Source organism: Streptococcus sp. IsoGale021 (genome assembly GCF_031142795.1).
GTDB lineage: Bacteria > Bacillota > Bacilli > Lactobacillales > Streptococcaceae > Streptococcus > Streptococcus hominis.
Genome location: NZ_JAKZJH010000001.1, coordinates 86,163 through 103,988 on the forward strand (window position 1 = coordinate 86,163; position 17,826 = coordinate 103,988).

Genomic DNA, 17,826 nt, shown 5'->3' on the forward strand with positions numbered 1-17,826 from the left:
CCATGTCATATACTTTAAAACCCGAAGAAGTCGGTGTATTTGCCATTGGTGGTTTAGGAGAAATCGGGAAAAATACCTACGGGATTGAATACCAAGATGAGATTATCATCGTTGATGCAGGGATTAAATTTCCTGAAGATGACCTCTTAGGGATTGATTATGTCATTCCTGACTATTCTTATATCGTAGAAAATATTGACCGTATCAAAGGAGTGTTAATTACTCACGGTCATGAAGACCACATCGGAGGGATTCCCTTCCTTCTCAAGCAAGCAAATGTTCCTATTTATGCTGGACCACTTGCCCTTGCACTGATTCGTGGTAAATTAGAAGAGCACGGACTTTTACGTGACGCTAAACTCTACGAAATCAATCAAAATACCGAACTTCAATTTAAAAATTTAAAAGCAACCTTCTTCCGCACAACTCACTCCATCCCAGAGCCTTTGGGAATTGTCATCCACACACCTCAAGGGAAAATTGTTTGTACGGGTGACTTCAAGTTTGACTTTACACCTGTTGGCGAGCCAGCAGATTTACATCGAATGGCAGCACTTGGTGAAGATGGTGTTTTAGCACTTCTTTCTGACTCCACCAATGCAGAAATTCCAACTTTCACAAATTCCGAAAAAGTCGTTGGTCAGTCTATTATGAAAATCATTGAAGGCATTCATGGGCGGATTATTTTTGCCTCCTTTGCCTCAAATATCTTCCGTCTCCAACAAGCTGCGGATGCTGCGGTTAAAACTGGCCGAAAAATTGCTGTTTTTGGACGTTCAATGGAAAAAGCCATTGTCAACGGAATTGAACTAGGGTATATTAAAACCCCAAAAGGAACGTTCATTGAACCAAATGAAATCAAAGATTATCCCGCAAATGAAATTCTAATCATGTGTACAGGAAGTCAGGGAGAACCGATGGCAGCTCTTTCACGCATTGCGAATGGAACCCATCGTCAAGTCCAACTCCAACCAGGTGATACAGTGATTTTCTCTTCTAGTCCTATCCCCGGAAATACTACTAGTGTCAATAAGCTCATCAACACCATTTCAGAAGCTGGCGTTGATGTTATCCATGGAAAAATCAATAACATCCATACATCTGGACACGGTGGACAACAAGAGCAAAAATTGATGCTCCGTTTGATAAAACCTAAGTATTTCATGCCAGTCCATGGTGAATACCGCATGCAAAAAGTTCATGCTGGACTTGCAATGGATACAGGCATCCCTAAAAAGAATATCTTTATCATGAGTAATGGAGACGTCCTTGCTTTAACTGCCAATTCGGCTCGCATCGCAGGAAGTTTCAATGCCCAAGATATTTATGTTGACGGTAATCGTATCGGAGAAATCGGTGCTGCAGTCCTCCGTGACAGACGTGACCTTTCCGAAGACGGCGTTGTCCTTGCAGTAGCTACCGTTGACTTTAAATCAAAAATGATTTTGGCTGGTCCCGATATCCTTAGTCGCGGTTTTATCTATATGCGTGAATCAGGCGATCTCATTCGTCACAGCCAGCGTATTCTTTTCAATGCGATTCGTATTGCATTAAAAAATAAAGATGCTAGTATTCAGTCAGTCAATGGTGCTATCGTAAATGCTCTCCGACCATTTTTATACGAAAACACAGAGCGTGAGCCTATTATCATCCCAATGATTTTAACACCAGATGAAGAAATCTAGCAATACAATCCTTACATAGTAAAAAAACAACTTGATTTGGGTAAAGTCAAGTTGTTTTTATTGTAGCTTGGTCATAACGACCAAACGAGTGGAAACTCTGGAGTTTTATCAACATTCCAATTTAATTTTTATACGTATTCAACTCCCAACTTCCACAAGTCTGAGCCGAGGAGCGAATGACAACAAAAAAAGAGAGGCGAACCTCTCTTCTCTATACTGATGAATTATTTAGCAATTTTTGCAAAGTATTCAAGAGTACGTACAAGTTGTGCAGTGTATGACATTTCGTTATCGTACCAAGATACAACTTTCACCAATTGTTTTCCGTCAACATCAAGAACTTTAGTTTGAGTTGCATCAAACAATGAACCAAATGACATACCTACGATATCTGAAGATACGATTGGATCTTCTGTGTAACCGTATGATTCGTTAGCTGCTGCTTTCATAGCTGCATTTACTTCATCAACAGTTACATTCTTTTCAAGAACAGCAACCAATTCAGTAACTGATCCAGTTGGAGTTGGAACACGTTGGGCTGAACCATCAAGTTTACCGTTCAATTCTGGGATAACAAGACCGATAGCTTTAGCAGCACCAGTTGAGTTAGGAACGATGTTTGCAGCACCAGCACGAGCACGGCGAAGATCACCTTTACGATGTGGACCGTCAAGAATCATTTGGTCACCAGTGTAAGCGTGGATTGTTGTCATCAAACCTTCAACGATACCGAAGTTGTCTTGAAGTGCTTTAGCCATTGGAGCCAAGCAGTTTGTAGTACATGAAGCACCTGAAATAACTGTTTCAGTACCATCAAGAACATCGTGGTTAGTGTTAAATACGATTGTTTTAACATCGTTTCCGCCAGGAGCAGTGATAACAACTTTCTTAGCTCCACCTTTAAGGTGTTTTTCAGCTGCATCTTTCTTAGCAAAGAAGCCAGTTGCTTCCAAAACGATTTCTACACCGTCAGTAGCCCAGTCGATTTGTTCTGGGTCACGTTCAGCAGAAACTTTAACGAATTTACCGTTAACTTCGAATCCACCTTCTTTAACTTCCACAGTACCGTCGAAACGACCTTGAGTTGTGTCATATTTCAACAAATGTGCAAGCATAACTGGATCTGTAAGGTCGTTGATACGAGTAACTTCAACACCTTCTACGTTTTGGATACGACGGAATGCAAGACGACCGATACGACCGAAACCGTTAATACCAACTTTAACTACCATTCGTGATTTCCTCCTTATGAAAATCAAAAAATTTTTATGTGAAAAGAGTAACTTGAGTTGCTACAAATCACCTTTCAACATATCTATTATATACTTTATCCCTTAAAATTGCAACTGATTTCAGCATTATTAACAAGGAATATCATTTCTTTCAAAGATTTTCATTTCTCTTTCATTTTCGGAAGCTAAGTGGGAGATATGCAAAAAGCACCTGCTTGCGCAGGCGCTCCAAAATCAGCTTATCTTAAGCTTCACCTTTGTTTTTCTTAATGATTTCTTCTTGTACTGACTTCGGTACATCTTCGTAGTGGTCAAATACCATCATGAAAGTACCGCGTCCTTGTGATGCTGAACGAAGAACTGTTGCATAACCGAACATTTCAGCAAGTGGAACATAGGCACGAACGATTTGGCTGTTACCATGAGCTTCCATACCATCAACACGTCCACGACGAGCTGTTACGTGTCCCATAACGTCACCGAGGTTTTCTTCTGGTACAGTAATTGTAACAAGCATCATTGGTTCAAGAATGGTTGGTTGCGCAGTCTTAGCAGCTTCTTTAAGAGCAAGAGAGGCAGCAACTTTGAAGGCTGTTTCTGATGAGTCGACATCATGGTATGAACCATCATACAGTTTTGCTTTCACGTCAACGATTGGGTAACCAGCAAGAACACCATTTGCCATTGACTCAATCAAACCTTTTTCTACAGCTGGGATGAATTCACGTGGAACGACACCACCAACGATAGCATTTTCAAACTCGAAGCCTTTTCCTTCTTCGTTTGGAGTAAATTCAATCCAAACATCACCGAATTGACCTTTACCACCTGATTGGCGTTTGAAGAATCCACGTGCTGATGTTTGTGCACGGAAAGTTTCACGATAAGATACTTGAGGAGCACCTACGTTTGCTTCAACTTTGAATTCACGACGCATACGGTCTACAAGGACATCCAAGTGAAGTTCACCCATACCAGAGATAACTGTTTCACCAGTTTCAACGTTAGTTTCAACGCGGAAAGTTGGGTCTTCTTCAGCCAATTTTTGAAGGGCAATACCCATCTTATCTTGGTCAGCTTTTGACTTAGGTTCAACCATCAATTGGATAACTGGTTCTGGAACTTCGATAGATTCAAGGATAATTTTTGCCTTTTCATCTGTCAATGAGTCACCAGTTGTAGTATCTTTCAAACCAACAGCTGCAGCGATGTCACCAGAGTAAACTGTTTCGATTTCATTCCGGTGGTTTGCGTGCATTTGCAGGATACGTCCAATACGTTCGCGTTTACCTTTAGAAGTATTCAAAACGTATGAACCTGAGTTCAAGACACCTGAGTACACACGGAAGAAAGTCAAACGACCAACAAATGGGTCTGTCATAATCTTGAAAGCAAGTGCTGCAAACGGTTCATCATCAGATGCAGGACGAGTTTCTTCTTCTTCAGTATCTGGATTTACACCCTTGATAGCTGGAATGTCAAGTGGGCTTGGAAGGTAGTCAATAACTGCATCAAGCATCATTTGAACACCTTTGTTTTTGAAGGCAGAACCAGCAAGAACTGGGAAGAATTCAACATTGATAGTTGCTTTACGGATGGCAGCTTTTAGTTCTGCTTCAGTAATTTCTTCCCCTTCAAGGTATTTCATCATCAAATCTTCATCAGTTTCAGCAACTGCTTCGACTAATTTTTCACGCCATTCTTGAGCTTGTTCAAGATAATCAGCTGGAATATCTTCTTCAAGAATATCTGTTCCAAGGTCATTTGTATAGATTTCAGCTTTCATGCGAACCAAGTCAATGATACCACGGAAATCATCTTCTGCACCGATTGGCAATTGAATTGGATGAGCATTTGCTTGAAGGCGATCGTGAAGTGTGCTTACTGAGTAAAGGAAGTCTGCACCGATTTTATCCATTTTGTTAGCAAATACGATACGTGGAACGCCATATTCAGTTGCTTGACGCCAAACTGTTTCCGTTTGAGGTTCAACACCTGATTGTGAGTCAAGGACAGTTACGGCACCATCCAATACACGAAGAGAACGTTGTACTTCAATTGTGAAGTCCACGTGCCCTGGTGTGTCAATAATGTTGACACGGTAATCCTTCCATTGTGCTGTTGTTGCAGCAGATGTAATAGTAATACCACGTTCTTGTTCTTGTTCCATCCAGTCCATTTGTGAAGCACCTTCGTGTGTTTCACCAATTTTATGGATTTTACCGGTATAGTAAAGAATACGTTCAGTCGTTGTTGTTTTACCAGCATCGACGTGAGCCATGATACCGATGTTACGAGTTTTTTCAAGTGAAAATTCGCGAGCCATTTGGTTGTTTCTCCTATTATTTTATTTACAGTTTATTATAACATATTTTAAGAAAAGCGAGTAGGCAAATCCTACCCGCTTGTTGATTACTCATGCTAATTAGTAAGAGTATTAAGCCTTTGAAAGAGCTTTTGCAATTCTCTAAAAAGAGAAGCAATCTTACCAGCGGAAGTGAGCAAAAGCACGGTTAGCTTCAGCCATACGGTGAGTATCTTCACGTTTTTTAACAGCTGCACCAGTATTGTTAGCTGCATCCATGATTTCTTTTGCAAGGCGATCTTGCATAGTGTGTTCTCCACGTGAACGTGAAATAGTTACCAACCAACGAAGTCCAAGAGTTGTACGACGTTCTGGACGAACTTCAACTGGGACTTGGTAGTTAGAACCACCGACACGGCGAGCACGTACTTCAAGTACAGGCATGATGTTTTCCATAGCTGCTTCAAATACTTCAAGTGCATCATTTCCAGTAGCTTCTTTGATTTGCTCAAAAGCACCATATACGATTGAAGCTGCTGTACCACGTTTCCCATCAAGCATAACGCGGTTGATAAGACGTGTCACTAATTTTGAATTGTAGAGCGGATCTGGCAATACTTCGCGCTTAGGCGCACGGTTTTTACGACTCATTGATCTTTATCCCCTTTCCTTATGCTTTTGGTTTTTTCGTACCGTATTTAGAACGGCCTTGTTTACGATCAGTTACACCTGCAGTATCAAGTGCACCACGAACAATATGGTAACGTACCCCTGGAAGGTCTTTTACACGTCCACCACGAAGAAGCACAACGCTGTGTTCTTGCAAGTTATGTCCGATACCTGGGATATATGCAGTTACTTCGATCAGATTGCTCAAACGTACACGAGCAAACTTACGAAGAGCTGAGTTCGGTTTTTTAGGTGTCATAGTACCAACACGAGTTGCTACACCACGTTTTTGTGGTGAGTTTTCACGAGTAGGTACACGCTTCAAACTATTATAGCCAACGTTTAAAGCTGGTGATTTAGATTTTTCTACTTTTGATTTACGCGGTTTGCGAACCAATTGGTTAATTGTAGGCATCTACATTTCTCCTGTATTTTTTTAATTTTGGTGATGATACACTTGGTGACAGCTATCATCTGTGTGTACTTTTGCAACATTTGTCAGCACGTCTCTGTACACTTTTGAGAGACCAAAAGTAAAAAGTACCGTCTATTAGTATAACACGACGGCACTTTCTTTGTCAATATATTTTTTATAGTTTTCCTATTGAAATCCCAGCTATTGTCCAGTAGTATTTATGGTTGGGACACTTGCTCCGTTTCCGTTAGTCGTTGGAGTTTGAGTTGAATTGGTCTCAGCCTGTCCTGTGGTAGCTGAAGTTGCTGGAGCTTGATAGGTTTGAGGATAAGTTTGTTGGTACGTTTGCCCTGCATCTGTTTGAGGCGTCACAGCGTTTTGATTTGCTGTAGCAGCTGCTTCATTGGCTTCACGCGCAGCAATCGCGTCACTAACTGCCTTAATCCGTTGTTGAAGTTGAGCTTTTTGAGCTTCGTCTTTCAACTTGTCCACTTTTTCTTGAGCAGGTGTTACATTAGCCGTCGTCTGCTCCGCTTCCAGTTTTTTAACAGCCTCTTCTGCCTCTTGTGCAATTTTGGCTTGCTCTTTTTTCTCTTTTTCTGCTTTCGATTCTGAAGATTTTGATGTTGAAATGGTTCGCCTTACAGTCGGAGCAGCTGCACGCGTCGCGTCATCTTGCTTTTTAACGAAAAACAATCCAGCAGCAAGAATGAGCGCCAAAGCTGTAACAATCGAAATTCTTAGCCACAAAGAGCTTTGATCCAATTTATCCAATATATTTTTCAAATTTTCACCTCATCTATTTGTCAAAAATATTCCCAACTTCTACGCTAATTTTGTTGGACTTCACATCGATATCTGTCACTTTCAATAATGATTTGTACTCTAGGTGTTCGCGTTCTGTCTGTGCATTTTCGGCAAAAACAGCTACACCAGCTAATTCCGAATCAAACTCTCGTAAAAGACTAATCATCCCATTAACTGTCCCACCGCCCTTCAAGAAATCATCTACAATTAGTACACGACTGCCAGCTTTTAAGCTTCGCTTCGACAAAAACATCTTTTCAATACGGTCGCCGCTTGAGCCTGACACATAATTGACACTGACCGTTGAACCCTCTGTTATTTTCAAATCGCGCCGCACAATTACAAATGGAACATTTAGCACATTTGCCACTGCATTCGCCAATGGCACTCCCTTTGTAGCAACTGTCATAACAGCATCAATTTTTTGTTTTCTAAATGTTTTGGCGATAATGCGTCCAATGTTATTTAAAATAGAAGGTGTACTCAACAAATCTGACAAATAAATGTAGCCACCGGGTAAAATTCGATTGCTTTCAGACAATTTCGTGCGGAGGTCTTCCACCATTGCTCTAGCTTCTTTATCCGAGATAGAGGGAGTAAAAATAACGCCTCCTCCTGCTCCTGTAATGGTTTCGATGTGCCCGATTTCCATTTCTTCAAAAGCACGTTTGATAATGACAATATCTTCAGAAATGGAAGATTTTGCGGACTCATACTTCTCAGCAAATGTATTGAGACTTGTTAATTCGTACGGATGATTGATTAGGTAGTTAGAAATAACTACCATGCGTTCACTTCTTCTTAATTTCATTTTTTCACCAATTTATTTTATTTTCTTCATTATATCATAATCAGTCCAAAAAACGAACATTATTTTTGCAATAACATTCGTTTTTCGTTTTTTACTTATCAAAATTAGGCTTATAGAAAGAGCGGTTGTCCATAGCAAAGATTCGATTGGTCATCTCACCCTCGCCAACCAAGGCTAGAGCCGAAGTCATCATCATCATTTCCGCATCTAAATTATCAATCATGTGGATAATTTCAGCTTCCATGATTTTCGGACGGACAGGACTGCCGTACTCCAACAAGCCATGATGGCTTAGCAGAACATGACGGAGAACAATGACATCTTCTTTAGTGTCGTCAATTTTTAATTCTGCCAACACCTTTGTTATTTCTTCATCAATCAAAGCGATGTGTCCGATGAGATTGCCTCGAACGGTGTATTCTGTTTGCTCTGGGCCTGTCAATTCCAGCACCTTTGCTAAATCATGGAGCATAATTCCTGCATAAAGTAAACTCTTATTTAGTTGCGGGTAAATCTCACCAATAGCATTTGCCAGCCGCACCATAGTCGCAGTATGAAAAGCAAGTCCTGCCTCAAAAGCGTGGTGATTGGTTTTCGCTGCTGGATAGGAGTAAAATTCTTTATCGTATTTAGCATACAAAGCCCGTACCACACGCTGCCAAACTGGATTTTCAATTTTAAAAATCATTTGCGAGAGATAGTCACGTAACTCTTGGACATCAACCGGTGGTTTTTCCTTAAAATCAGCCGGATTGTTTGGCTCGCCAACTTTAGGCAATCGCAAGGTAATTTGATTGACTTGAGGGGTGTTGTTATAAACTTCTCTGCGCCCTTGCATGCGAACGACTTTCCCAGCAGTAAACTCTTCTACATTGTGTGGTTGTGCATCCCACAATTTTCCTTCAATCGTTCCTGTGTCATCTTGAAAAGTAAATGCCAAATAATTTTTTCCAGCCCTTGTCTGACGCAGTTCAGCGGATTTGATGAGGTAAAACCCCTCAAACAGCTCGTCTTTTTTCATTTGGTTAATCTTCATATTCTTCCTCTTCATCTTGGAAATCTAGTAGACCGTTGAAGTCCGACTTATCCGAAATTTCAATATGGCGCAAAGTTCGCTCGATAGCATTGGTTCTGCGCGTCAGTAATTCATCAATATTGCCAGAAGCGTGTTGCAAATGTTTTTGTGCCTTGAGTAAAACACCGCCAAATTTATTAAATTCTGATTTGACATTGCCCAAAACCTTGCTGATGTCATCTGCACTTCGTTGAATGTTGAGCGTTTTAAAACCAACCGAAAGCGAATTGAGTAGGGCAGACAACGTAGACGGTCCTGCGACCACAATCTGCTCGTCTCGACGCAAATTATCAAAGAATTCCGGATTGCGAACAACTTCTGAATAAAGCCCTTCCGTTGGTAAAAACATCACGCCAAAGTTTGTTGTTGCAGGAGGCGCTAAGTATTTCTTATTGATGTCCTTGGCAAAACGTTTGACACTCGCTAGCAAAGACTTGCGGTACAAATCAATCTCTTCTTTGTTTCCTGATTCGTAAGCATCCTCTAAGCGATAGTAGTCAGCAAGCGGAAACTTGGAATCAATCGGCAAGTAGATGTATTCTTTTTCCACTTGTCCCGGTAATTTAATCGCATACTCTACGCGCTCACTAGATCCTGCAACCGTCGCAAATTCGCGTTCATACTGACTCGGTGTCATAATATCTTCAATAATCTGACCAAGCTGCAATTCTCCTAAAATTCCACGCGTTTTGGTATTGGAGAGCACTTTGTTTAGAGTGCCGACATCACGCGCTACATTTTGCATTTCTCCCAAGCCACGATTGACCGACTCTAATTGTTTTGAAACTGTTTCAAAAGACGTTTGCAATCTCGCCTGCAACGTTTTCTCTAATTTTTCTTCCACTGTTTGGCGCATTTGCTCTAAACGACGGTCATTTGACTCTTGAATCTGACGCATTCGTTCGTCTGTCTTATCACGATTTTTAGTTAGATTCTCGCTTATCTCTAACCGCATTTCCGTTAAATTTCGATGTAAATCCGTGCGCACCTCTCCCAAACGATCTCCCAGAGCTAATTCCAGCTGTTGCTGTGCTAGAAGGCGTTGCTGCCGCTCCTGCTCAAAACGGTAATCCAACTGATCAGATAATTGATCGGCTTGATCTTCAAAAATCTTCTTCGCTTGGTCTGTCTGTTGCTGATTCTTTTGCCACAAAAGAAAGGTCACAATAAGATTTCCCAGCAATAAGAGGATGATTACAAACTCCATACTAACTCCTGTCTTTGCTATAAATGACAATAACATAACCTGATTGGCACTCTAAAAAAACGGACTCATCTATAAATTCGTTAGAAGCATACACTTTTTTGAAAAAATAATTGGATTCGTTTAAAGGATATTTGGCGCCTTCAATGGTCAAACGACCGTCGTCTGCAGGCATAAAAGCTAAATAGTTCATACCAGCTACTGGCTTTATCTCGTGACGCCCTTGAGGGCAATAGCGGAGCTCATTTTGTGCATTGCACAGTCGAATTTGCTGCATACAAGGGACAATTTCTGGATTACTTGGTAAGAAAATATTTGCCAAAGTATGATCCAAGCGCCCACCAAAAGCACCAAAAATCGTTAGTTGAGCTTGTGGATAACGTGCAAAAACAGCTTTGACAGCCAACTCTAAATCCGTATCATCTTTTTCAGGTTGTGCTTGAAGTACCTCTTTCGATTGAGAACAAATCAAAGCCAACTCTTTCTCCGAAACGGAATCAAAATCACCGACCGCTAAATCTGGGCAAATGCCTTGTTCAATGAGAAACAGGCTTCCCCTATCTACTCCGATAAAGAGGTCAAAATCCATTTGAAAGCTATCTATCGTCCCACCAGCAAAGAGAGCAATTTTAATCATGCAATGCTTCTTTCAAGGTTTGAACCTGATGAGCGACATCACCTTTGAACACATAACTACCTGCCACAAAGACATTAGCACCAGCCTCTTTGGCAATGCGAATGGTTTCATCATCAATACCACCGTCTACTTCAATATCAAAGTCTAGTTGGTTCACTTCTCTCAAAACGACTAATTCGCGTACTTTATCCATTGTTTCTGGTAGAAAAGCTTGTCCACCGAAGCCCGGATTGACAGTCATTACTAAGACTTGGTCAACCAGATTAAGTACGTTTTTCACCGCTTCAACAGGCGTTCCCGGATTGATAACAACACTTGCCTTGACACCAGCTGCCCGAATCTTTTGCAAAGCTCCGTGAATATGTGGTGTTGCTTCAGCATGGATGCTGATAATATCTGCACCCGCACGAGCAAAATCTTCAATATGGTGTTCTGGATTGGAGACCATAAGATGACAATCAAATACTAATCTACTGTGTGGTCGCATGCTCGCTACCACACCCGCACCGAAGCTGATATTGGGAACAAAATGTCCGTCCATAATATCAATATGAGCGTACTCTGCCCCTGTGGCTTCTAATTTTTTCAATTCTGATTCAAAGTTTGCATAGTCTGCACTTAAAATAGACGGTGCAATTTTATAAGATTTCATTTAGCTTCCTCCTCATTTAGGTTGCTTTTTAACTGCTTTTTTATAGATTTCACGACGATGTTCAATTTCACTCAAAAATTGCAAGTAATCTTCAAATCGAAAGGCTGCAATTGTTCCATTTTCAACGGCAGGTTTCACCGCACAATTTGGTTCATGCGTATGAGTACAGGTTCGAAATTTACAGTCGCGACTGACTTCAGCAATTTCAGGAAATGCTCGGTTTAAATCCTCCGCATTGTCCACTTCGTAATCCAAGGAAGAAAATCCCGGAGTATCCGCAATTTTTCCTCCATTGAGATTGTAAAAACTAACTGCCCGCGTGGTATGACGACCACGGCCCAGACTTTCTGAAATCTCACCTGTTTCTAATTGCAAATCCGGTGCAATTTTATTGAGCAAAGTGGACTTGCCAACTCCCGTCTGCCCCATAAAAACTGTCTTTTTACTTGTCAAAAATGGCAATAGTTCGGCTACTGTTTTGGCAGTATCATAACCAATCGCTTGGTAAACCTCAAGGAAAGCATCTAGCTCTTTATCGTACTCCAACAAATCCAATTTACTGATATAAATAATCGGATGAATGGCTTTCTGCTCCAAAAGAACTAAGAACCGATCCAAAAGATTGGGATTGAAATTTGGCTCTTTGGCACTCATTATCACGACAGCCTGATCGATATTAACAATAGGTGGACGTACCAGACTGTTTTTTCGCTCTGCTATTTTTAAAATGTATCCTTCAGAATCTTTCTCAGCAGAAAATTCGACCTCATCTCCCACATAAGGCGTTTGACCTTTCTTGCGAAAATTCCCTCTAGCTCTGGTCTGATACACCTTGCCTTCCGACTCTACATAATAGAAGCCAGCTAAGGCTTTCACGATTGTTCCTTTCAAATGAACTCCTTTAACCTTAATAAGTTCATTATATCAAAAAAAGCAGTATTTTGCTTTTTAGTGCAAAAAAATGATGAAAAACGTCGCCAATGTGGTATAATAGATACCGAGCGGAAATGGCGGAACGGCAGACGCGCATGCTTCAGGCGCATGTGTCCATTCGGACGTGAGGGTTCAAATCCCTTTTTCCGCATTTTTATTTTGTTAGGTGTTTTGGTATTGCAGCCTATGCTGCGCTTTGCTTTCTCTCCTAAAACGAAATAGCCTATTTTGAATGCTTCTATCGAGCCCATTCAAAAATTCCTTATTCTAAATTTTGGAAAGGTGGCCCAGCTTGGTACGGCACCGGACTCGAAATCCGGCAAATGGATTTTATTCATGCGCGGGTTCAAATCCCGTCCTTTCCTTATAAAGAGCCTCACTAAGACGAACTTAGCGAGGCTTTTTGTTTACAGTATTATCCAACTTATCTGAATCCTTCATCATATAAGCTGTCTGCTAAATGCGCAAATTCTTGCAAATCAAGCGCTTCTCCTCGTACACTTGGAGATAACTCAGCATTGTCCAAAGCGGACTCTAGCTTTGTTTTGACTTCATTAGACTTCCCAAAATAACTGGTTAGATTATTCCAGAGGGTTTTCCGGCGGTGGGTAAAACTAGCTTTTGAGACTTTGAAGAAGAAAGCTTCATCTTTGACCCCAACTGCTGGCTGGTCTCTGCGGACCATCTTGAGGATAGCCGAATCCACATTTGGGGCAGGAACAAAGACTGTTCGTGGTACGATAAAAGCGACCTTGGCGGTCATATAATACTGCACTGCTATTGACAAACTGCCATAAGATTTACTATTGGGCTGCGCCGAGATACGATCAGCCACTTCTCGCTGCATCATCACGACAAATTCACTAAAAGGAATGCCACTCTCAATCAAGTGCATGAGGATAGGAGTGGTAATGTAGTAAGGCAGGTTGGCCACCACTTTGATAGGAAGATTTGGATTAGCAAATTCCTTGATTCGGGCTTGCAAGTCTGACTTAAGAATATCTTCATTGACCACGTGCACATTGTCAAAATCCCGCAGAGTATCTGCCAAAATCGGCACCAAGCGATCATCAATTTCAAAAGCCATGACTTCGGCTGCATTTTCCGCCAAAAACTCAGTCAGTGCCCCGATGCCTGGTCCGATTTCGATAACATTAACATTCTCATCAATCTCAGCTGTGTCCACAATTTTTTGTAAAATATTGGTATCAGTCAAGAAATTCTGACCGAACGATTTTTTAAAAGTAAAGCCATGACGCTCAAGCACAGCCCGCGTCACACTATAATCCGCAATTCTCATAAATCTCTTTTCTATCTGTTATCTGAATAAAATATATAAAATTCGCATAATTCCCAGCACAAGCAAAATCCAAAATGCCGGATGAATACGGCGTTTAGTTTCTGTTGAAGTAGATTCAGTCACATCAGTCATTTGCTTGTTTTTTTGATTTTTACCTTTCTTCAACTCATCTTGGTAGGCAACCGAATTTAGAATATTATCTACTGGCAACATGTCTGAAGCATAATCATCTGGGAAACCCATAGCTATCCCAAGCAAATCTTTATCTGTTAAAGAAAAATCCAAATCTTTCGGTTGATTTTGCTGAATAGCACGGACATTTTTTAAAAGTTTGTCAGAAGCAATAGGCAACTCGTCCATAGAAATAATTTCTAAAACGTCAAATCCTAGCGTATCGCCCTCTTTGATATTTGCAGTAATGTAACACACAAAGTCATCGTACAGTTGCAAAGTTTGTGGAGCATGCTGCTCTAAAAAGGAGCGATTGCGACGAGCATTCTGATGAAAGTTTTCAACAGAAAGAGTAATCCCCATATCCTGTGTCCGATAAAATTCTTCTGTTTTTCCTTTATCTTCTTTTTCAAGCTCTTCTGCTTTTTGCCATAGAGCAATGGCTGTTTGTAACTCTTCTTCACCCCAAAACAGTTGCCAGAAATAAGGAATCATATAAATTCCCTCTGCTAAAACACGTGCCTCATCTCCGTTTTTTAAATAAATATAGCTTCTATTTGCCATCTCGCTTCCTTTCGTATTTTACCAAACAAATTCAAATAGATAGTTTATCTGATATTAAGGTACACTACCAATGATTACTAGTACTTCCGACTAAGCTTCAGGCTACTCAGTCAAATCGTTTTCTGTTACCACCTGTGATGATACACTTCTCTTGATAGTTCTTCCAATAGATTCAGGCTCTCTTTTTCATAAATAATGTTACTTATAATCTAGAATATTGTCTCTTATCCCATCTAGCAAGGGAATATATTCCATAAAATCAAACTGTTTATAATTTTTTAATACATATTTTGAAAATATTTCTTTCCCATAATGATTTGACCCTCCACCTTTCGAAAAGGTCTTCCCATTTAAAACAGGTGGTTGATTGCAAGCAAGTAGTAAATCCTCAATATCAGATGACTTTCCGTTATTCATATTAGATATTAAAGGTATTGCCATTACGTACAAACTATTTCTTTTACTAATTCTATAAAAATTACTTCCTCTAATTTGATTTAAAGTATTTGTATCAATTTGTAATTCACTCGCATGATTCGCGAACTCATAAAGCGGACTTCCTACAGGTTCATTATCAAATAAAAATATAGTTGGATGATTCGGTTTTCTGGATGTTAGAGTCTGAAAATACTCAATGTAATTCGGGTATATCTTATGATATATATCTTGCCCTAAATCTTTTATAGGAAATTTTTGTTTAAAAATATTACTAGGTATTTTACTCGAAAAATAATTATACCAATATTTGAAGCCTTCTCCCCCCTCTGGTACATAAAAAAGGTATTCTGCTGTGTTACTATGTTTTAAAAAATCAATTTTAAATATAAAGTTACCATTAATTTTCTCAATTAATTCAGGATATCGTTTATAAAGTTTTTTTAACGCAGCCTTTATATACTTTGAATCAGTTTTTCCTTCAGTTACTATCATCGGTTTATCATTCCCAAAAAAATATTTGTAAAAGAGAAACTTTTTATATTCCTTCTCTCTGGAATCAAATAAAGACATATAAGTTTCTTTTTCAGCTTCATTAATACTATAAAACTCTTGAGGAAGACTGTATTTTTTGTGCTGCTTATTATAAAATAATTCTTTTCTCAAATCTCTATTGTAAAAAATATATTTCCAATAATATTTAGATGCAGATTTTTTTGACGAATTTCTCCCCAAAAGATTCTTTTGATATTCGAAGTTGTTTTCAACTAAAGATTTTTTATACAAAAGATAATTGTTATATTGGCTTATTTGCAAGATAAAAGCAAAGCGACCCGTTAACTGTTCCATTGTCCCTTGTTTTCCATCAATCTCAAACTTTTCATCTTTATATAGCTTAAAAGCCATTGCACGGGTATTCTTGATGTACTCTCTTTTCACACCAATCTTCTTATTTACAATTAGTCCTGTAACCTCTTGCCGTTGTGTTTCATCGGATAAGCGTGTTTTTTTAGGATTTATTTTAAATCCTGATGACGTTATTACATTTTCTAACTCTTCCATAAAATGTTGCAATTCTTTGGAAGCTCTCGACTTATTGGAGCTTAAATCTCGATTTGTAGAAAAAGTCATATCATCTGCGTACCTGGTATATGCGAACCTATATTTTTTAGCAATTTTCACAATTCGATAATCTAAAATTTTTGCAATCAAATTAGTTATAATGGGGGAAGACGGCGCTCCTTGAGGTAACTTCCCTTTGTAGCAGGCAATTTGAGCAATAACAGTCGCAATCTCTTCAGGAACTTTAAAAGTAGCATCCTTTAGAAAGAACCCCCTTACCCGACCAAAATTAAAACTATCAAAGTAGTCTTTTAAATCGACATTTAGAACATATTTTTTATTCCTATGTATCTGTGCATTTGTAATAATACTTTTATCTTTCTCAAAAGCATGTGATATAGCTGGAATTTTAAATTTTTTATTCTTTGATTTTATTTCTAAACTTTCAACATAACAATCCCACAATACAGCTGCTAATTTCCTTTGAAGACGTTTTAGCTTCTCTTTAGGAGCATGGATAATTCTCTCTCCACCGTTTTTCTTGGGGATAGAAAATGTCTTATATAGGTGATCCGTCCCAACACTATACAATATGTAATTAATGTATTTGCTATTTTTAAACCCAAGCAGACTTGCAAAATCATCTTTTGTTTCTAACTGTTTCAATTTATTCATAAGGTCTTCCTTAAAAAAGAAAAAAGCGTATGACAACTCTTAGGCGAACGACAGCAATAGAATAATTCCGAATGGTAAAATAAATAACACTAAGAATTTTTTCCAGCAGCAGTCATCCTTACCCTTCCTCTTAAGCTGGAATGCTGGAGTGAGCTAGACACTCCTATAACATTGTCGTTAATACTTGCGAACACACAAGTCAAAAATCTTATCATACGCAATTATATATTAACACAAAATTTTCTGTTTGAATAGAAATAAATGAGATTATATCATATTAAAAATATGAATTATTTCTCTTATACACTTCAATATTAACCCAGTCTGCTATTCGCATTTTTTCTCTTTTCTAAGGTCAACTGGCTCAGGAGCTGCCAGAGTTTCTCTTGTGCCTCTTGATCATAAACCGAGCGATTGGCTTTGACCTCTTGGCATTTTTCATTGTATAAAAAGCCGTTATAGCTGTTTCCCGTGGCGAGAGCGACATAGGTTTGTGCCATTTCTTCAGGCGAAATTGAGAATCGAGATTTCAGTTTGTATAGGTTTTTCATAAAGGAAGAAAGGTGACTATAACGCTTCATATCTACCTTAACACTAGGTACTCTGATAGCCTGAATTGTAACGTCTTTGTACCTTGCTCTCATCGCTAAGGTCAGCATAAGAAGCGCTAATTTGTTCTGGTAATAAGTTTTTGAAGGGGTGTAAGATTGTTCGCCCTTTAGATTATCAAAATTCAATTTAATAAAAGGATAGGCTTGTAAACCTTGCGATGAAATATTGAGAATGCGACCACTCTCGGACTCTTTCAATAAGGAAATAAAAGACTGGGATAGCAAAAAAGGAGTTACAACATTGGTCGCAAACTGCTTTTCCAATCCATCTTTGGTTAAAACTGGTTGCTTAATTGATAAATCAAAGTCAGCAGCATTATTTATCAAGACATCAAGCGCTCCTTGAGTCTGGATATAATTTTCAATAGCTGTTTTGGTACTCGTTAAGTCAGAAAGATCTGCTAATAGGTAGCTGACATGAGAATTACCAGTTTCACTAATGATTGTCTCACAGGCGCTCTCAGCTCTCTCTTTACTACGACAAAAAATCGTTACCTGCCAGCCTTTATCAGCTAGCTGTTTAGCTGCTTGATAACCTATCCCGCTATTTCCACCTGTTATGATACATTTTTTCATACTATTC

At 39.3% G+C, this 17,826-nt stretch carries 16 protein-coding genes and 2 tRNA genes; 3 read left to right on the forward strand and 15 right to left on the reverse strand.

Going from position 1 to position 17,826, the window contains the following annotated elements; genetic code table 11:
- Nucleotides 1–2 precede the first annotated feature (2 nt).
- On the forward strand, nt 3–1,685 hold the full coding sequence (gene rnjA, locus RG565_RS00410; protein WP_106083610.1) for a ribonuclease J1: 1,683 nt from the start codon (nt 3–5) through the stop codon (nt 1,683–1,685).
- Between the two features lie 224 nt (nt 1,686–1,909).
- Here the strand turns inward: rnjA and gap are convergent, their stop codons facing one another.
- The 11 genes from gap to rsgA all read right to left on the reverse strand — a co-directional run bounded on the left by gap (nt 1,910) and on the right by rsgA (nt 12,383).
- Complete coding sequence (gap, locus tag RG565_RS00415; protein ID WP_003026445.1) at nt 1,910–2,917, reverse strand: type I glyceraldehyde-3-phosphate dehydrogenase; 1,008 nt, start codon at nt 2,915–2,917, stop codon at nt 1,910–1,912.
- A 244-nt stretch (nt 2,918–3,161) separates the two neighbouring features.
- On the reverse strand, nt 3,162–5,243 hold the full coding sequence (gene fusA, locus RG565_RS00420) for an elongation factor G (protein WP_003026447.1): 2,082 nt from the start codon (nt 5,241–5,243) through the stop codon (nt 3,162–3,164).
- A 159-nt stretch (nt 5,244–5,402) separates the two neighbouring features.
- Nucleotides 5,403–5,873: a 30S ribosomal protein S7 gene (gene rpsG / locus RG565_RS00425; RefSeq protein WP_003041799.1), complete on the reverse strand. Its 471-nt coding sequence runs from the start codon at nt 5,871–5,873 to the stop codon at nt 5,403–5,405.
- A 19-nt stretch (nt 5,874–5,892) separates the two neighbouring features.
- Nucleotides 5,893–6,306 carry a 30S ribosomal protein S12 gene (gene rpsL, locus RG565_RS00430; protein WP_003026451.1) on the reverse strand — a complete coding sequence of 138 codons (414 nt, stop codon included), beginning with the start codon at nt 6,304–6,306 and terminating at the stop codon, nt 5,893–5,895.
- Between the two features lie 201 nt (nt 6,307–6,507).
- On the reverse strand, nt 6,508–7,092 hold the full coding sequence (locus RG565_RS00435; protein ID WP_247936822.1) for a hypothetical protein: 585 nt from the start codon (nt 7,090–7,092) through the stop codon (nt 6,508–6,510).
- A gap of 13 nt (nt 7,093–7,105) precedes the next feature.
- The gene (gene purR, locus RG565_RS00440) at nt 7,106–7,924 is read right to left on the reverse strand and encodes a pur operon repressor (protein WP_247936823.1); all 819 of its coding nucleotides are present in this window, start codon (nt 7,922–7,924) and stop codon (nt 7,106–7,108) included.
- A gap of 91 nt (nt 7,925–8,015) precedes the next feature.
- Complete coding sequence (locus tag RG565_RS00445) at nt 8,016–8,960, reverse strand: 3'-5' exoribonuclease YhaM family protein (protein ID WP_247936824.1); 945 nt, start codon at nt 8,958–8,960, stop codon at nt 8,016–8,018.
- Nucleotides 8,950–10,206, reverse strand: coding sequence for a DNA recombination protein RmuC (locus RG565_RS00450; RefSeq protein ID WP_247936825.1), 1,257 nt, complete (start codon nt 10,204–10,206; stop codon nt 8,950–8,952). Before RG565_RS00450 ends, RG565_RS00445 begins: the two co-directional genes overlap by 11 nt.
- A 1-nt stretch (nt 10,207) precedes the next feature.
- A complete protein-coding gene (locus RG565_RS00455) occupies nt 10,208–10,840 on the reverse strand; it encodes a thiamine diphosphokinase (protein WP_247936826.1) in 633 nt (210 codons plus the stop codon).
- Entirely contained in the window at nt 10,833–11,492 is a 660-nt protein-coding gene (gene rpe / locus RG565_RS00460; RefSeq protein ID WP_049514475.1) for a ribulose-phosphate 3-epimerase, read from the reverse strand. The genes RG565_RS00455 and rpe overlap by 8 nt, the downstream gene beginning before the upstream one ends.
- 12 nt (nt 11,493–11,504) lie before the next feature.
- Nucleotides 11,505–12,383: a ribosome small subunit-dependent GTPase A gene (gene rsgA / locus RG565_RS00465; protein WP_247936827.1), complete on the reverse strand. Its 879-nt coding sequence runs from the start codon at nt 12,381–12,383 to the stop codon at nt 11,505–11,507.
- A 110-nt stretch (nt 12,384–12,493) separates the two neighbouring features.
- Between rsgA and RG565_RS00470 the strand changes: the two genes are divergently transcribed.
- Nucleotides 12,494–12,576: transfer RNA gene (locus RG565_RS00470), tRNA-Leu, on the forward strand.
- A 125-nt stretch (nt 12,577–12,701) separates the two neighbouring features.
- Nucleotides 12,702–12,790 (forward strand) — tRNA-Ser (locus RG565_RS00475).
- Between the two features lie 59 nt (nt 12,791–12,849).
- Here the strand turns inward: RG565_RS00475 and rsmA are convergent.
- The 4 genes from rsmA to RG565_RS00495 all read right to left on the reverse strand — a co-directional run bounded on the left by rsmA (nt 12,850) and on the right by RG565_RS00495 (nt 17,819).
- Complete coding sequence (rsmA, locus tag RG565_RS00480; protein ID WP_247936828.1) at nt 12,850–13,725, reverse strand: 16S rRNA (adenine(1518)-N(6)/adenine(1519)-N(6))-dimethyltransferase RsmA; 876 nt, start codon at nt 13,723–13,725, stop codon at nt 12,850–12,852.
- 18 nt (nt 13,726–13,743) lie between these two features.
- Nucleotides 13,744–14,460 (reverse strand): hypothetical protein, encoded by a 717-nt coding sequence (locus RG565_RS00485; RefSeq protein WP_049514469.1) that lies wholly within the window; start codon nt 14,458–14,460, stop codon nt 13,744–13,746.
- Nucleotides 14,461–14,658: 198 nt separating this feature from the next.
- The gene (locus tag RG565_RS00490) at nt 14,659–16,632 is read right to left on the reverse strand and encodes a retron Ec67 family RNA-directed DNA polymerase/endonuclease (RefSeq protein WP_247936829.1); all 1,974 of its coding nucleotides are present in this window, start codon (nt 16,630–16,632) and stop codon (nt 14,659–14,661) included.
- Nucleotides 16,633–16,946: 314 nt separating this feature from the next.
- Nucleotides 16,947–17,819: an SDR family NAD(P)-dependent oxidoreductase gene (locus RG565_RS00495; protein WP_247936830.1), complete on the reverse strand. Its 873-nt coding sequence runs from the start codon at nt 17,817–17,819 to the stop codon at nt 16,947–16,949.
- Nucleotides 17,820–17,826: the final 7 nt, after the last annotated feature.

Excerpts from the sequence above, each read along its gene's own strand:
- rnjA (WP_106083610.1), top strand. The coding sequence starts at position 3 with ATGTCATATACTTTAAAACCCGAAGAAGTCGGTGTATTTGCCATTGGT.
- gap (WP_003026445.1), bottom strand. The coding sequence starts at position 2,917 with ATGGTAGTTAAAGTTGGTATTAACGGTTTCGGTCGTATCGGTCGTCTT.
- fusA (WP_003026447.1), bottom strand. The coding sequence starts at position 5,243 with ATGGCTCGCGAATTTTCACTTGAAAAAACTCGTAACATCGGTATCATG.
- rpsG (WP_003041799.1), bottom strand. The coding sequence starts at position 5,873 with ATGAGTCGTAAAAACCGTGCGCCTAAGCGCGAAGTATTGCCAGATCCG.
- rpsL (WP_003026451.1), bottom strand. The coding sequence starts at position 6,306 with ATGCCTACAATTAACCAATTGGTTCGCAAACCGCGTAAATCAAAAGTA.
- purR (WP_247936823.1), bottom strand. The coding sequence starts at position 7,924 with ATGAAATTAAGAAGAAGTGAACGCATGGTAGTTATTTCTAACTACCTA.
- RG565_RS00445 (WP_247936824.1), bottom strand. The coding sequence starts at position 8,960 with ATGAAGATTAACCAAATGAAAAAAGACGAGCTGTTTGAGGGGTTTTAC.
- RG565_RS00450 (WP_247936825.1), bottom strand. The coding sequence starts at position 10,206 with ATGGAGTTTGTAATCATCCTCTTATTGCTGGGAAATCTTATTGTGACC.
- RG565_RS00455 (WP_247936826.1), bottom strand. The coding sequence starts at position 10,840 with ATGATTAAAATTGCTCTCTTTGCTGGTGGGACGATAGATAGCTTTCAA.
- rpe (WP_049514475.1), bottom strand. The coding sequence starts at position 11,492 with ATGAAATCTTATAAAATTGCACCGTCTATTTTAAGTGCAGACTATGCA.
- rsmA (WP_247936828.1), bottom strand. The coding sequence starts at position 13,725 with ATGAGAATTGCGGATTATAGTGTGACGCGGGCTGTGCTTGAGCGTCAT.
- RG565_RS00485 (WP_049514469.1), bottom strand. The coding sequence starts at position 14,460 with ATGGCAAATAGAAGCTATATTTATTTAAAAAACGGAGATGAGGCACGT.
- RG565_RS00490 (WP_247936829.1), bottom strand. The coding sequence starts at position 16,632 with ATGAATAAATTGAAACAGTTAGAAACAAAAGATGATTTTGCAAGTCTG.
- RG565_RS00495 (WP_247936830.1), bottom strand. The coding sequence starts at position 17,819 with ATGAAAAAATGTATCATAACAGGTGGAAATAGCGGGATAGGTTATCAA.